Below are 14,493 nucleotides of genomic sequence, written 5' to 3' on the forward strand. Positions count from 1 at the left end.
GCAGTGCAGCCTACTTATTTTTACTTTTAATTTATTATTCTTCAACAGTTTCAGCATTCAAAGCTTCGACTAATTCATCTACATTTATACCGTGTACAGTAGCAGCTTCTTCTATGCTCTCTCCCAATGATGCAGGACATCCTATACATCCCATTCCAAAGCTCATAAGAGTTTCAGCATACGCCTCATTAATTTGTAAAACTTCTCTTATAGTCATATCTTTAGTGACCTTTTTAGCCATAATATGCAACCTCATTTCCTATAATATTTGTATTTATAAGGTTAAGTCTAACTTATAAAACTACACCTTATAGATATAATTATAATAATACTAAATTCATTTTACATCAAGTATAAATAGATATATTTTTTAATTATAATCAAAATGCTAATTCATTAGCTTATATTCAGAATCTATTACTTTAAAATTTCCTTTTAATCCTGAAGTTATATATATCTTTTTATCCTTAGTTATAAATACAGCTTGCAAGTTATCTATATTTTTTACATATTCAAGGCCTTTTTCAACGCCTAAATGAAATATATTCTTTGTCATTGCATCTGCATTTATTGAAACACTAGTTATTAAAGTAACACTTGCCAGATTGTTATCCATAGGATACCCTGTAAATGGATCTAATATGTGATGATATATTTTACCATTCTTTTTAAAATATCTTTCATATATTCCAGATGTAACTACTGTTTTATTTGTTTCATTTAAAACACCAACGGCATCTCCTCTACTTTCAAAAGGATCTTGCACTCCTATCCTCCATGGATTTCCGTCTACATTGTTATTTAATACAACTACATTTCCACCTAAATTTACTATAGCATGTTCTACACCATTTTCTCTGAGTATCCTAGTTGCCTCATCTGCTGCATAGCCTTTTGCTATTCCTCCAAGGTCAAGTGACATACCTTCTTTTGCAAGCATAACTTTTTTATTTTTCTCATCAAGTAATAAATCTTTATAATTTACAAGTTCCTTTTTACTTTCAATTTCCTGACTACTAGGTAATTTTGCATTGTCTGTACCAATTCCCCATAACTTCACCAAAGGCCCTATAGTTATATCGAAAACTCCCTTTGACTGCTCTGAATAGTACTTTCCCTTCTTGAGAACATAAAATGTATCATCAGATACTTTAACATATTTTTTTCCTGCATTTTCTGCTACTTTATCTAATTCAGTGCCTGATTTATTTACGCTCATCTTATCTTCAATCTTCTTTATTCTCTCAAAAGCCTTATCAACTGCAGTTTCATCTTTCTCATCATATACATTTATAGTACATATTGTTCCTAGCATGTATTTAGTTTTTGAAATAGGATCTTTTTTACTACTATTTGTACATCCATAAAGGGGAAGTACAAATAGAATTAAAATTAATCCCATAACTTTATGTAACATTTTCCTTTTCATATATCTATCCTCTTAATCTTATTTTAATTTTAGTGGAATACCACAAAATGAAATGTATACTTCATCACTATTATCCGCTATGAACTGATTTACTCTTCCAAGTATATCTGAAAATATTCTTCCAAGTCTATATTCGGGAACTACACTCATTCCAACTTCATTTGTAATAATAACTAAATTTATACCGCAATCATGAGCAGATAAAATTATGTTCTTAATTTCATTTAATACATTTTCTTCTAAGGCATTTATTTCATTTTTAGTAATTTTGTCAAAATCCTTTTCACCTTCAAATAATATATCTGTTATAAGAGTTCCTATACATTCTAGTAACACATATTTATGATTTTTATTTTTAATTACATCTCCAATTTTTCTGTACCCTTCATAAGTTTCCCACTTTGAATTTCTACGCTGTTTATGTATTTTTATTCGCTCTTCCATATCCTTGTCTGTAGGTATTGCAGTTGCTACATATAGGACGTCATCATATTTAGATAGCATCTTTTCAGCAAAGCTACTTTTACCACTTCTGCTTCCACCTGTTACCAAAGTTATTTTTCCCATATAATCCTCCTTTTATAAATAGCAAATGAATATTCTATCTTACTTAATTAGAAATATATACATAAAAGCAAGCATAGCTATTTCCATAATTTCATTGTTAGCTCCAAGTAGATCTCCAGTTAATCCTCCAATTTTACTTTTACAATACATATTAAAACCAAATGATATAACGATTGCTATAAGCATTAGAATAACAGAATCTATAGGATCAATTGATGTTACAAAAAAAAGTACTACAAATGTAATTACAGCTCCAACTAAAAATTGACTTATTTCTACACTATCTATAAACAAATTTCCTGTACCTGTGCTTTTAGCTGTATTTCCAGATGCGATAATAAACAAAGTAGAAAATCTTGATATTACCTGTGAAACTACTATAGCTAATGAAAACTTAGGAACTATATAACAAAGTAAACTATATTTTAAAAGTATGTCCATAACTATAGCTATACATGAATACGTTCCCACTCTACTATCTTTCATTATTTCTATTATCCTGTCATTACCTTTAAATGCAAAAAATCCATCACACATATCTCCAAGTCCATCTATATGCATAGCTCCAGTTAATATAATTCCAAGCAAAATAGAAAAAATAACAGAAACATTTACAGGTAAAAAATATATTAGTAACTTGTACAATCCCCATTGAAGTCCACCTATTATAAGGCCTATTAAAGGCATAAATATTGAACCCCATCTAAAATTTTCTTTTCTACATTCCAAATTTTTGTTTATGTTTATTCTAGTTAAAAATTGCATCATAAGCAAAAAATTATTAATTATTTTCGTCACCATACTCACCAACTTCCAAGATCTCAATAATACTATGGCATATCAAAATTATAAATCTAATTTATTACATTAATACCATCTAAACATATTATACTATCAATATACAAATTATTATACTCATATTTTATAATTGAAAGATCTCCATTGTGAGATGCAAACTTCCAGAAAAGATCAATATTGTCATTTAAGACCCAGCAGTATATAGATCTTATAACTCCAGAGTGGGTTATAATAAGTATATTTTCAGCTTTCATCTTCAATATATCTTGCATAAAGCTCTTTACCCTTGTATAAAACTGAACATAGCTTTCTCCTCCTGGTGGCGATACATTTTTCCAATCACTACACCACTTTTCCCAATGTATTGGATATAATTTTTCTATATCTTTATAATTTTTTCCTTCAAATTCTCCTAAATCCATTTCATTTATTCTGCTATCTACTATAAATTCCTGAGATTTATATTTATTCTGAAAAATTTCATTAGCAGTTTTTAAAGTCCTCTTCTTTTCACTTATATATATTTTATCAAAATTTATTTTTTTTAATAATATAGACAATTTTTTAGACTGTTCTATCCCTCTCTTTGTTAAATCATACTCATTCTTTCCATAGTAAATTCCACTAAAATTTGCTTCAGTTTCACCATGTCGCACTAAATATATATTCATATAAACACCTCTAAATCAATAAAATACCAATTTAAGTTAAAATAAATTTTTATAAAAAATAAGAGCAGCTTTCTGCCCTTAGAATGAATGAGAAACGAATACATTTGTTAATTTATTCACATATATATTTTAACACAACAGTATTAAAAATCAAGTTATTCATTTAAAAAAATTTATCATATTTATGCATAATATTATAATAAAAGTACTATTTTAAAATAAATACTATAAAATTACTTTTGACATCTAATAGTTTTTATTATAAAGTATAATTAATCAACTAATAACTTAATGTCAAATAGATAACTATAATGTATAGAAAGGATGGTGTATATGAATAATTTAGCCACTATTTTTAAAGAGAAAAAATTGAAATTGACTCCACAGCGTATAGCTGTATATAGATATCTAAAATCTACTACAGAGCATCCTTCTGCAGAAACAATATATAAAGCTCTTCTTGATGACTATCCTACTATGAGCTTAGCAACTGTTTACAAAGCTCTTAAAACATTAGTAAAAGTTAACCTAGTGCAAGAAATAAATGTAGGTGAAGGTAATTTTAGATATGATGGCAAAACTGCTCCTCATCCACATATACAATGTCTATCATGTGGTCGAGTAGATGATGTAAACGGAATATCTTTTTCTGATTTAAATGAAAAAATCAAAGACAAAGTTGATTATACCGTTTTAAGCAATCAAATTTACTTTTATGGAATTTGTTCTAATTGTAAAAAAGCTCAAGCTGAGCAATAAAATCTCTCGAGCAGCTCATTGCTGCTCTTTTTCAACTATACTATTCCACTCTTTGCCTGTATATTCACCTGAAAATATATCATCTATTTTAGCTGATATATCTTCTCTAACACTACTTGAAATACTATCTATAATAGCTGTATTGCATTCTACACTATCTTCAATATGTGAAGCTATAATCCTTTTTATTCCCTTATTTTTATCGTTAACTTTCTTATTATTTGTAATATAACCTCTTTTTAAAAACTCCTCTTGCATCTTATCTCCAAATGCAAATTTCATAAATTTATCTATTTCCTCACTATTTTCTGCATTTGTAGGTACACAGACAACTACATCGGATATAATTGGTACTTTCATATTAGACACTTTCTCACTTATTGATCCTATGTTTTCATCATCCAAATTTCCTGCATAATAAGATGGTAATAAAATTATAGGTATATCTCCACTATTAAATTTATCTATAGATACTTCATTGCCAAGCTCAAATGTATTCTTATCTATATAACCGGATTTAAATAAAGAATTTATGTGATTAAATACATCTTGCATTCTATCTATATCAATTATATTGTTATTTGCCACTATAGAAAAAATTGCATTGTTTATATCCATATTTTCATTCAAAACCATAGGCACTGATTTTGAACTTGAATTAAAATTTTTCAAAAATACTTCAAATTCATCTAAATTATCTGGGACTTTAATATTTCTTTCATCAAAATATTTTTTATTATATAAAAACTCTAGACTATATGGCATAAGTGGAATTCCATAGTACCTATCATTAAATCTTCCACAAACCTTTAATATTGAATAATATCTTGTTGCTATGTCATTTTCCTTGTAGAAATCTTTCATATCATCTAATATACCTTTACTAGCCAAATCAAGCATATCATTTCTACTAACAAACAATATATCATTTTTATCCCCAATATTGTTTTCTATTTTACTTCCTAGGATAGAATTATTTATATTGATTTTAACTTTAGGATTATTTTTTTCATAGAAATCAGTAAGGATTTTTATTGTATTAAGGGATTCTTTATCTTTTACTCCTATATATAAATTGATCTTTCTGTCATCTTCATTTTCATTAGAGCTAAAACATCCACTTAAATTAAAGGAAAGAAATACTATTAAAAAAAGCAGTCTTATTTTTTTACTATTCATACATGTTCCCTCCTTTTTATTTATAAATAAAAATCAATTTTTATATTATCTCATATAAATTTATTTTGTGCATATTAATTAAATATATAATTAAATTCATATAAATTTACTTGGGGGTGAAACTATGAAATTAAAAGTAATATTTATAAAGAAAAAACACCTGTATTATATAATTCTATTCATGATTTTTATCCTAATTACATTATTTTTAATATACAGAAACTTTTTCTACATAACTTCCTCAACTTTTAGCAATATACTAGAGGATAAAACTCTAACAGCTGATTTCAATGGAGATGGTATATATGATAAATTATATGTAAAACAAACTGATAATAAATATTTAATTAAAGTAAAAATAAAAGATAAAGTATATGACTTTATTAATAACGATAATGGAAACTTGATAAGTAACTATTATCCTTACTGGCCACTTAGAATAAATATAATGGATGTATCTAGAGATAGGATTCCTGAAATTTTCATTCAGGGATCCCTTGGCAAAAACTCTCTTCAAAGATTTTTTGTCTTTGATGGTTACAAGTTCAAAAATATATTTTCTAGTTCAAACAATATACTTGGATTTATAGACTGCACCAATAACAGAACTCCAAAAATAATTACAGGACGATTTCAAGGAGAAAATATGATGCTTACAAATTACATATTTTTAAACAATAAATTAAAAAATTATAATTTAGAAGAGAATAAAACATTCATGGGAAAAGACACAATATGCTCTTTTATAAATTTTATTGAAAAGCTTCCTTCAAGTAAGCCTTACATTCCAAATAAAATTTTTTCCTCTAACTTGTCAAATGATGATATGTATCTAATAGACAAACTTGCAAATGAAAATAATACTTATGTATTTCAAGACGGAATGTTTGTAGAAAAAAAATCTGATAGAAAAGGCAACACCTCTGAACTGTCTTGGGTTCTAAATTTTAAAGGAGTATCAAACTCAGATAGTTCAATTATTAAAAACTATACTATTAATTTAATTTTAGTATCTAACAAAAATGAAACTGATTCTAATAAATTTAAAATTATATCTATGTATTAATTAAAATATAAAAGGGACCGCTTTTACGGTCCCAAGGGGGATGGGGGGTTATTACATCAAATAACATATAAAATTACTTGATGTGTAGGAGAATGTATCTCCGATTACAATTATTATACTATCCAATTAGGTTAAATTTATTCATATAACTTAAATAATTTTATATTTTACCTTAATTTTCATTGTTTTAATTTATGCTTACATATATGTGTCAAATATTAATTTTATGAATACTATATAGTATCAATATATATTAAAAAATTAGGACACATACTGATAAGAAGTAAAACATCTTAAAGGAGGGATGATTTATGTCAAAACACCACCATAGAAATAACAATAGACCTGTTAACAACGGATTCAATCTGGGTAATCTGTTAGGTAATATAGATTTACCACAATTACTATCTCTAATGTCTGCATTCGGAGGCGGAGGCATGGGCGGCATGATGTCAAATGATAAAATAAGTTCTTTATTAAACAACATGAATACAGGAGATATAACAAGAAATATAGGTGGAAATAATTTTAATGAATCCAATATAAAATCTCAACTGGCGGCTTTAGAAAATAGGCTTGAGAATTTGGAAAATAGAAGTGACCTGCAAAATCAAGTGCTTGCAAAAATCAAAGAACTTCAAAATTCTCCAGATGCAGCTAAATTTTTAAATGATTTTATGAATTCCAATTCAAAAAAATAATAAAATAAGAGTACTGTTTTATAAAACAGTGCTCTCACTTTATTATAAAATTCTGTAAAAATAATGACATCATACTTACAGAATTAAACACACAATGATTAAATACTGAATACCAATATCCTTTGTTATGTATCAAATAACAATTATATATTCCTATCCAAAATATTATAAAAAAAGCTGTTAAACTAAAATGCATAAAGGCAAATATTAAACTGCTTAAAACCGCTCCAGAATATATGCCTACCCTATTTGCAAATATTTTTTTGAAGAATAGCCACCTAAATACAAATTCCTCAAATACAGGTGCAAATATTGAAACTACAGGTATCATCAACATAAAACTCTTAAGTGACATATCAGACATACGAGTAACAATTTCCTGCTGATTCAAAGTGAAATTAAAATTTGAAGCAACTATGGTTTCTATTATTGATATAATGATAATTCCCAAATAAGATATAGCTATTAGCTTTAATCCCTTTAAAAATCTAAATCTCTTTATATCAAAAATATAAAAATCTTCTGTATTTCTAATATGCACTATATTCAAAAGTACAAATATAAATGGGATGAGATTTTGAGTATAAATACTAGCAACTACATATAATACACTTATAATAGCTAAAACTACTCTATTTCTATTTTTCCTAATCCAATACATTCCGTATAGTAAAATAGGCGGCATATATACTATTAAAAATGTAAGAATATCTTTGATTAAATTAAGCTTAATCAATTTTATCCGCCTCCATTACACTCTCAATCTCATCTAAGAGTTCAATTCTACCACTTTTATTTAAAGAAGAAAAGGCAACAAGTTTATCTTCATCTTTTAAATTTAATGTTTCCTTTATGACTTTCAGGTTTTTATTTAATTGATTCTTAGATATCTTATCCGATTTAGTTGCAACTACTATAAGTTTGTACCCATAATATTTTATCCACTTGTACATTGTAATATCATCAAATGTAGGCTTATGCCTAGAATCTACTAGTAGTACTATTGCTTTTAACTGTTTTCTTCCAATAAGATAATTTTCTATAACTTTGCCCCAACTGTTTTTTTCAGATTTTGAAACTTTAGCATATCCGTATCCAGGCAAATCTACAAAATAAAAACTTTTATTTATCATAAAGAAATTAACTAACCTGGTCTTTCCAGGGGTACTACTAGTTTTAGCTAATTTCCTTCTATTTACCAAAGTATTTATTAAAGATGACTTTCCTGCATTAGAACGTCCTACAAAAGCTATTTCATTGAAATTATCATGTGGATACTGTTTTCTTGTTACAGCAGATATTACAAACTCAGCTTGTTTTATCTCCAAATGTATCATCACCTCCTGTTCTCTATTATAATATGTCTAATTTTTATTTAATATTTATAATTTATCAACTAATGCATTTTCAATTACAGTATCTACTTTGTCTACAACTATATAATTTATTTTATTTTTAATACTATTAGGTATTTTGACTAAATCTTTTTTATTATCTTTTGGAATTATTATTGTATCTATACCAGCTCTATAGGCAGCAAGACTTTTTTCTTTTAGTCCCCCAATAGGAAGAACTCTACCTGTCAATGTTACTTCACCTGTCATAGCTACATTGTGTTTTACTTTTTTATTAGTAAGTGCAGAAATCATAGCAGTAACCATAGTCACACCTGCTGAGGGTCCATCCTTTGGAATAGCTCCTTCTGGTACATGTATATGGATATCATAGTTTTTATAAAAATCTTCTTTTATACCTGTAAATTTTTTATAATTAGCTCTTATATAACTATAACCAGCTTTAGCCGACTCCTTCATTACATCTCCAAGATTACCTGTAAGCTGAAGTCTACCTTTTCCAGGCATTATAACTGCCTCTACTGGCAGAGTATCTCCACCATAAGCCGTCCATGCCATGCCCATTACAACACCTACTCTATCATCTTTATTTATCTTATCATAATTAAACATATCGGAACCCAAGTATGATTTTACTTTTGTAGTATTTACAAATACCTTTTTCTTTCCTACCTCTACAATTTCTGTAACTGCCTTTCTTATTATAGAAGCTATTTTTCTTTCCATATCTCTTACTCCGGATTCTCTTGTGTAGTTATTTATAACTGTATATATTGCAGGATCCGAAAATTTAATGCTATTGTCCTTTACTCCATTTTCCTCTAGTTGTTTTGGTATTATGTATTTTTTGCCTATATGAAATTTTTCCTCACTTGTATAGCCTGAAACCTGTATTACTTCCATTCTGTCCATAAGAGGACGTGGTATTGTATCTATTGTATTTGCAGTAGTTATAAAGAGAACATTTGATAAATCAAAATCCAATTCAAGATAATGATCTCTAAATGTATTGTTTTGTTCACTATCTAGCACTTCTAAAAGTGCATCTGCAGGATTTCCTCTAAAATCAGCTCCTATTTTATCAATTTCATCTAATAAAAATACAGGATTATTTGATTTTGCCTCCTTGATTCCGTATATTATTCTTCCAGGAATAGCTCCTATATATGTTCTTCTATGTCCCCTTATATCTGCTTCATCTTTAATTCCACCTAAAGACATCCTTACGAAATTTCTATTAATTGCCTTTGCAATTGCCTTTGCAATTGAAGTCTTTCCTACACCTGGAGGCCCTACAAGACATAAAATAGGTCCTTTTAATGAGTTATTCATCTTTTTAACAGATAAGTATTCTATTATCCTATCTTTTACATCTTTTAAACCATAATGATTATTTTCTAAAACATTTCTAACAGATTTTATATCCAAGTTATCCTCAGTTTTATCATTCCATGGTAAATCAATTATCCAATCTAAATAATTTTTTATCATACCATTTTCAGACGAATACTCTCCAGAAGTTTCTAATCTATTTATCTCCTTTAATGCTTTTTTTCTTACTTCTTTTGGGAGTTTCTTCTTTGATATTTTAGCTTTGTATTCTTCTATATCTTTCTCTAACCCATCCTCTTCTCCAAGTTCCTTCTTTATAGCTTTAAGCTGTTTTCTCAAATAGTAATCTTTTCGTGACTTATCTATATCACTTTTTAGCTTAAGTTCAATTCTATTTTCAGCCTCAAGTATTTCTATTTCTTCAGTAAGTATACCAAGTATTTTATCTAGTCTATCTTGAACATTTTGGGTTTCTAAAAGTTCATGTTTTTTATCTTCTTCTAATACCAAGTATGCACTTATTATATCTGCTACTCTTCCTGGATTGTCCAAATCATCCATACCAATAATTGATTCAGATATACCATTTTCAGATAAGTTTATATATTTATTAAACTTTTTTACTACAAGCCTTACTAATGCTTTAAAATCGCTATTAATTTCAAATTTATCTTCAATTGGCTCAACTGCAACTTTAAAAAAAGGTTCTTCTCCTATATATTCTCTTAATATGCCTCTAGATTCACCTTCTACAAGTATTCTAATTACATCATTAGGCAACTTAAGTATCTGCTTTATATTGCAGATAGTTCCTATGTTATATATATCTTCTTTATGTGGATTCTCAACTCCATATTCCTTTTGAGATGATAAAAATATTTTCTGTCCATTTATCATAGCATCTTCCAATGCAAGTTTTGATTTTTCTCTCCCTACATCAAAATGTACAACCATGTATGGAAACACAGTCATACCCCTTAACGGAATTAGAGGAATATCTTTTAAATTTTTGTCCATGTTTCTCTCCTCACTTTAAAAAATTTACCTCAACTAAAATTTAATACACTAGACTAGTATATTATAACTATAAAATATAGTTTTTTCAATTATTCACTTTTATACATATGAATAGTTAAAAGAGAGTACTGAATTTCAGTACTCTCTTAAATACTAATGAAATTTACACATTACTAAGCAGTTTCTGGACCTTTTCTTGATCTTGATTTTTTAACCTTCATAGGAGATCTTTTCCCATTTTCAACAGTTATAAGTTCAGGCTTCTTAGTTTTTATAGTGTCCTTATCTATTATAACTTTAGCAATCTCTTCTCTAGATGGTATTTCAAACATTATATCTCTCATTGTTTCCTCTATAATAGCTCTAAGTCCTCTAGCTCCAGTATTTCTCCTTAAAGCTTCATCTGCAATTTCCCTAATAGCATCGTCTTTGAACTCTAATTCAACATTATCCATTTCAAACAGCTTTTTATACTGTTTAACAAGTGCATTTTTAGGTTCCACAAGTATCCTATTAAGTGCATTTTGATCCAAAGCTTCCAAAGTAACTACAATAGGAATTCTTCCTACAAACTCAGGTATAAGACCAAATTTCAAAAGATCTCCTGGCATTATCTCTTTAAGAAGTTTTCCAATGTCTTTTTCCTTTTTGGATTGTATTTCAGCACCAAATCCCAAAGTACTAATTCTTGTTCTGTGTTCTATAATATTGTCTATTCCATCAAAAGCTCCACCACATATAAATAATATATTAGTAGTATTTATCTGTATAAACTCTTGATGAGGATGTTTTCTTCCACCTTGTGGAGGTACTGAAGCAACAGTTCCTTCCAATATCTTTAAAAGCGCCTGTTGAACTCCTTCTCCTGATACATCTCTTGTAATAGATGGATTTTCAGACTTTCTTGCTATCTTATCTATTTCATCTATATAGACTATACCATGTTCAGCTCTCTCTATATCATAATCAGCATTTTGTATAAGTTTTAATAGTATATTCTCAACATCTTCTCCAACATATCCAGCTTCAGTCAATGTAGTAGCATCTGCAATTGCAAATGGAACATTTAAAAACTTAGCTAGAGTCTGTGCTAAAAGAGTTTTACCAGAACCTGTAGGTCCTAAAAGTAATATATTACTCTTTTGAAGTTCTACATCATCAGTTTTGTTATTTGCATTTATTCTCTTATAATGATTATAAACTGCTACTGATAATGACTTTTTAGCTTCATCTTGACCAATTACATATTGATCAAGATAGTTTTTAATTTCTGCAGGTTTAGGCAGTGATGTCATATCAGTTTGAATATCATCTTCAAATTCATCACTTATTATTTCAGAGCAAAGTTCTATACACTCATCACAAATATATACACCTGGCCCTGCTATTAATCTTCTTACTTGATCCTGTGTTTTACCACAAAATGAACACTTAAGTTGTTTCTTATCATCATTTTTGGCCATATCTACACCTCACTAAAGGTTACTTTCTTTTTGTAATAACCTCATCTATTAATCCATAATTTTTAGCCTCTTCTGCTGTCATAAAATTATCTCTTTCTGTATCCTGTTGAATCTTTTCAAGAGGCTGACCAGTTCTCTCACTGTATATAGTATTTAATTTTTTCTTTATTTCAAGTATTCTCTTTGCATGGATTCCAATATCAGTTGCTTGCCCTTGGAATCCACCTAAAGGTTGATGTATCATTATTTCTGCATTTGGAAGAGCAAATCTCTTACCTTTTGCACCTGCTGCAAGTAAAAATGATCCCATAGAAGCTGCCATACCAATGCATATAGTAGATACATCAGGTTTTATATATTGCATAGTATCATAAATCGCCATACCAGAGGTTATTGAACCTCCTGGACTATTTATGTATAATGATATATCTTTATCAGGATCATCTGCTTCCAAAAATAACAACTGTGCTACTATAAGACTAGCTGAAGCGTCATTTACCTCTTCACTTAACATAACAATTCTATCCTTTAAAAGTCTAGAATAAATATCATAGGATCTCTCTCCTCTATTTGTCTGTTCAACAACTACTGGTACTAAACTCATAAAACTCTCCTCCTTTATATAACCATTCTTAATAGTTATTATACATCAGTTTTTTAATTTAACTATAATTTGTTTAAAATTAATTGCCATAAAATATCTACCAATTAATTATTATTACACATCATATTATGCTATTGCTTTACTATTGTCAACAAGCATTTTTACAACTTTTTCACTAACTACATCAGTTTCTAAATATGCTCTTTGACTTTCAAGAATAATTTTAGCCATTTTCTCAGGATCTTTATTTCCATATTGCTTAGCCATTTCATTTGCCTTTTCAAGTAATTCTTCATCGGTAGCTTTAATATTTTCTACTTTAGCTATTTTTTCAATTACAAGGTCATTTTTAACTCTTTTTTCTGCAGTTTCTCTCATATATTCTCTAACTTTTTGTTCTGTATTATTTGTGTATTTATAATATGACTCAAGATCTAATCCCTGATATTTTAATCTCATTTCAAGATCCCTAAGCATATTATCAACTTCTTTTTCTATCATTACATTTGGAATATCAACTTTTGCATTTGCACTAACAGCATCTATTACTGCCTCTTCATACTCTCTTTTTGATTTTAATTCATTCTCTTTTTCCTTCTTTTTTCTTATATCTGCCCTAACTTCATCTAATGTATCAAATTCAGAAATTTCCTTTGCAAATTCATCATCTAATTCAGGCAGTTCCTTTGTCTTTATACCTTTAACTTTAACCTTAAATACTGCTTCTTTACCATTTAACTCTTCTGAACCATATTCTTCTGGAAAAGTTACAGTTACATCTTTTGAATCATTAACTTTTAAACCTATAAGTTGATCCTCAAAATTATCTATAAATGTACCTGATCCTATTTCAAGTTGGTAATCAGTTCCTTCTCCACCAGCAAAAGGTTTATCATCTATATATCCTTTAAAATCTATTATTGCTATATCTCCCTTTTCAATAGCACCATCTTCTTTTGTTTCTATTCTTGCATTCTTTTGCTGTCTTAATTTTAATTCCTCTTCTATTTCTTTATCTTCTACTTTATATGTATTCTTCTTTACTTCAATTCCCTTATATTCTCCAAGTTCAACTTCAGGAACTACTGTAACTGTAGCCGTATATATAAAGTCTTTATTCTCTCCAATATCAACTATGTCAATTTTAGGATAATCTACTGCTTTTACATCCTTTTCCTTCAATGCTTCAGGATATGTTTCATTACAGCAAAAATTTATAGCATCCTCATAAAATACACCTTCTCCATAATATTTCTTTATTATATTCATAGGTGCTTTACCTTTTCTAAATCCTGGTATGTTGAACTTCTTAGCATTTTTCTTAAATGCCTTCTTAATTGCTTCGTCAAATTTCTTTGATTCAACTGTTATTTCCAATTTAACTACATTATTTTCAACTTTCTCCATCTTAACGTTCATTATTACTTCCTCCTAATTACACTATGCACTTATATTAACTATGACATTATAACATATAATTATATATATTTATAAATAAAATTAATAGAAAGTCACTTAATTTATCACTAGTATCTAAAATTTTACTTATTAT

At 28.2% G+C, this 14,493-nt stretch carries 15 protein-coding genes; 3 read left to right on the forward strand and 12 right to left on the reverse strand.

Features of this window, described 5'->3' with window-relative positions; all coding sequences use genetic code 11:
- Positions 1–34 precede the first annotated feature (34 nt).
- The 5 genes from H2684_RS07975 to cobC form a co-directional block, all read right to left on the reverse strand.
- Positions 35–241 (reverse strand): DUF1858 domain-containing protein, encoded by a 207-nt coding sequence (locus H2684_RS07975; protein WP_182088874.1) that lies wholly within the window; start codon positions 239–241, stop codon positions 35–37.
- 147 nt (positions 242–388) lie between these two features.
- Entirely contained in the window at positions 389–1,429 is a 1,041-nt protein-coding gene (locus tag H2684_RS07980) for an FAD:protein FMN transferase (RefSeq protein ID WP_182088875.1), read from the reverse strand.
- Between the two features lie 18 nt (positions 1,430–1,447).
- Positions 1,448–1,996 (reverse strand): bifunctional adenosylcobinamide kinase/adenosylcobinamide-phosphate guanylyltransferase, encoded by a 549-nt coding sequence (gene cobU / locus H2684_RS07985; RefSeq protein ID WP_182088876.1) that lies wholly within the window; start codon positions 1,994–1,996, stop codon positions 1,448–1,450.
- A gap of 39 nt (positions 1,997–2,035) precedes the next feature.
- The gene (cobS, locus tag H2684_RS07990) at positions 2,036–2,794 is read right to left on the reverse strand and encodes an adenosylcobinamide-GDP ribazoletransferase (RefSeq protein ID WP_182088877.1); all 759 of its coding nucleotides are present in this window, start codon (positions 2,792–2,794) and stop codon (positions 2,036–2,038) included.
- 56 nt (positions 2,795–2,850) lie between these two features.
- Positions 2,851–3,465 carry an alpha-ribazole phosphatase gene (cobC, locus tag H2684_RS07995; RefSeq protein WP_182088878.1) on the reverse strand — a complete coding sequence of 205 codons (615 nt, stop codon included), beginning with the start codon at positions 3,463–3,465 and terminating at the stop codon, positions 2,851–2,853.
- Between the two features lie 333 nt (positions 3,466–3,798).
- On the opposite strand from cobC, the gene H2684_RS08000 reads away from it, so the two are divergent.
- Positions 3,799–4,224 carry a Fur family transcriptional regulator gene (locus H2684_RS08000; protein ID WP_182088879.1) on the forward strand — a complete coding sequence of 142 codons (426 nt, stop codon included), beginning with the start codon at positions 3,799–3,801 and terminating at the stop codon, positions 4,222–4,224.
- Positions 4,225–4,239: 15 nt separating this feature from the next.
- Here H2684_RS08000 and H2684_RS08005 read toward each other — a convergent pair whose 3' ends face one another.
- Complete coding sequence (locus H2684_RS08005; RefSeq protein ID WP_182088880.1) at positions 4,240–5,403, reverse strand: ABC transporter substrate-binding protein; 1,164 nt, start codon at positions 5,401–5,403, stop codon at positions 4,240–4,242.
- A 124-nt stretch (positions 5,404–5,527) separates the two neighbouring features.
- Between H2684_RS08005 and H2684_RS08010 the strand changes: the two genes are divergently transcribed.
- Entirely contained in the window at positions 5,528–6,469 is a 942-nt protein-coding gene (locus tag H2684_RS08010; protein WP_182088881.1) for a VCBS repeat-containing protein, read from the forward strand.
- 311 nt (positions 6,470–6,780) lie between these two features.
- The gene (locus H2684_RS08015) at positions 6,781–7,170 is read left to right on the forward strand and encodes a hypothetical protein (protein WP_182088882.1); all 390 of its coding nucleotides are present in this window, start codon (positions 6,781–6,783) and stop codon (positions 7,168–7,170) included.
- Positions 7,171–7,204: 34 nt separating this feature from the next.
- Here the strand turns inward: H2684_RS08015 and H2684_RS08020 are convergent, their stop codons facing one another.
- The 6 genes from H2684_RS08020 to tig form a co-directional block, all read right to left on the reverse strand.
- Positions 7,205–7,906, reverse strand: a complete 702-nt coding sequence (locus tag H2684_RS08020; protein ID WP_182088883.1) for a CPBP family intramembrane glutamic endopeptidase — start codon at positions 7,904–7,906, stop codon at positions 7,205–7,207.
- Complete coding sequence (yihA, locus tag H2684_RS08025; protein WP_182088884.1) at positions 7,899–8,498, reverse strand: ribosome biogenesis GTP-binding protein YihA/YsxC; 600 nt, start codon at positions 8,496–8,498, stop codon at positions 7,899–7,901. The genes H2684_RS08020 and yihA overlap by 8 nt, the downstream gene beginning before the upstream one ends.
- A 54-nt stretch (positions 8,499–8,552) precedes the next feature.
- Positions 8,553–10,874: an endopeptidase La gene (lon, locus tag H2684_RS08030; RefSeq protein WP_182088885.1), complete on the reverse strand. Its 2,322-nt coding sequence runs from the start codon at positions 10,872–10,874 to the stop codon at positions 8,553–8,555.
- Between the two features lie 173 nt (positions 10,875–11,047).
- Positions 11,048–12,337, reverse strand: a complete 1,290-nt coding sequence (clpX, locus tag H2684_RS08035; protein WP_182088886.1) for an ATP-dependent Clp protease ATP-binding subunit ClpX — start codon at positions 12,335–12,337, stop codon at positions 11,048–11,050.
- Between the two features lie 19 nt (positions 12,338–12,356).
- Positions 12,357–12,941, reverse strand: coding sequence for an ATP-dependent Clp endopeptidase proteolytic subunit ClpP (gene clpP / locus H2684_RS08040; RefSeq protein ID WP_182088887.1), 585 nt, complete (start codon positions 12,939–12,941; stop codon positions 12,357–12,359).
- A 126-nt stretch (positions 12,942–13,067) separates the two neighbouring features.
- Entirely contained in the window at positions 13,068–14,360 is a 1,293-nt protein-coding gene (gene tig / locus H2684_RS08045; protein WP_182088888.1) for a trigger factor, read from the reverse strand.
- Between the last annotated feature and the right edge of the window lie 133 nt (positions 14,361–14,493).

It is taken from the genome of Clostridium sp. cel8, assembly GCF_014050525.1.
Taxonomy (GTDB): domain Bacteria; phylum Bacillota; class Clostridia; order Clostridiales; family Clostridiaceae; genus Clostridium_B.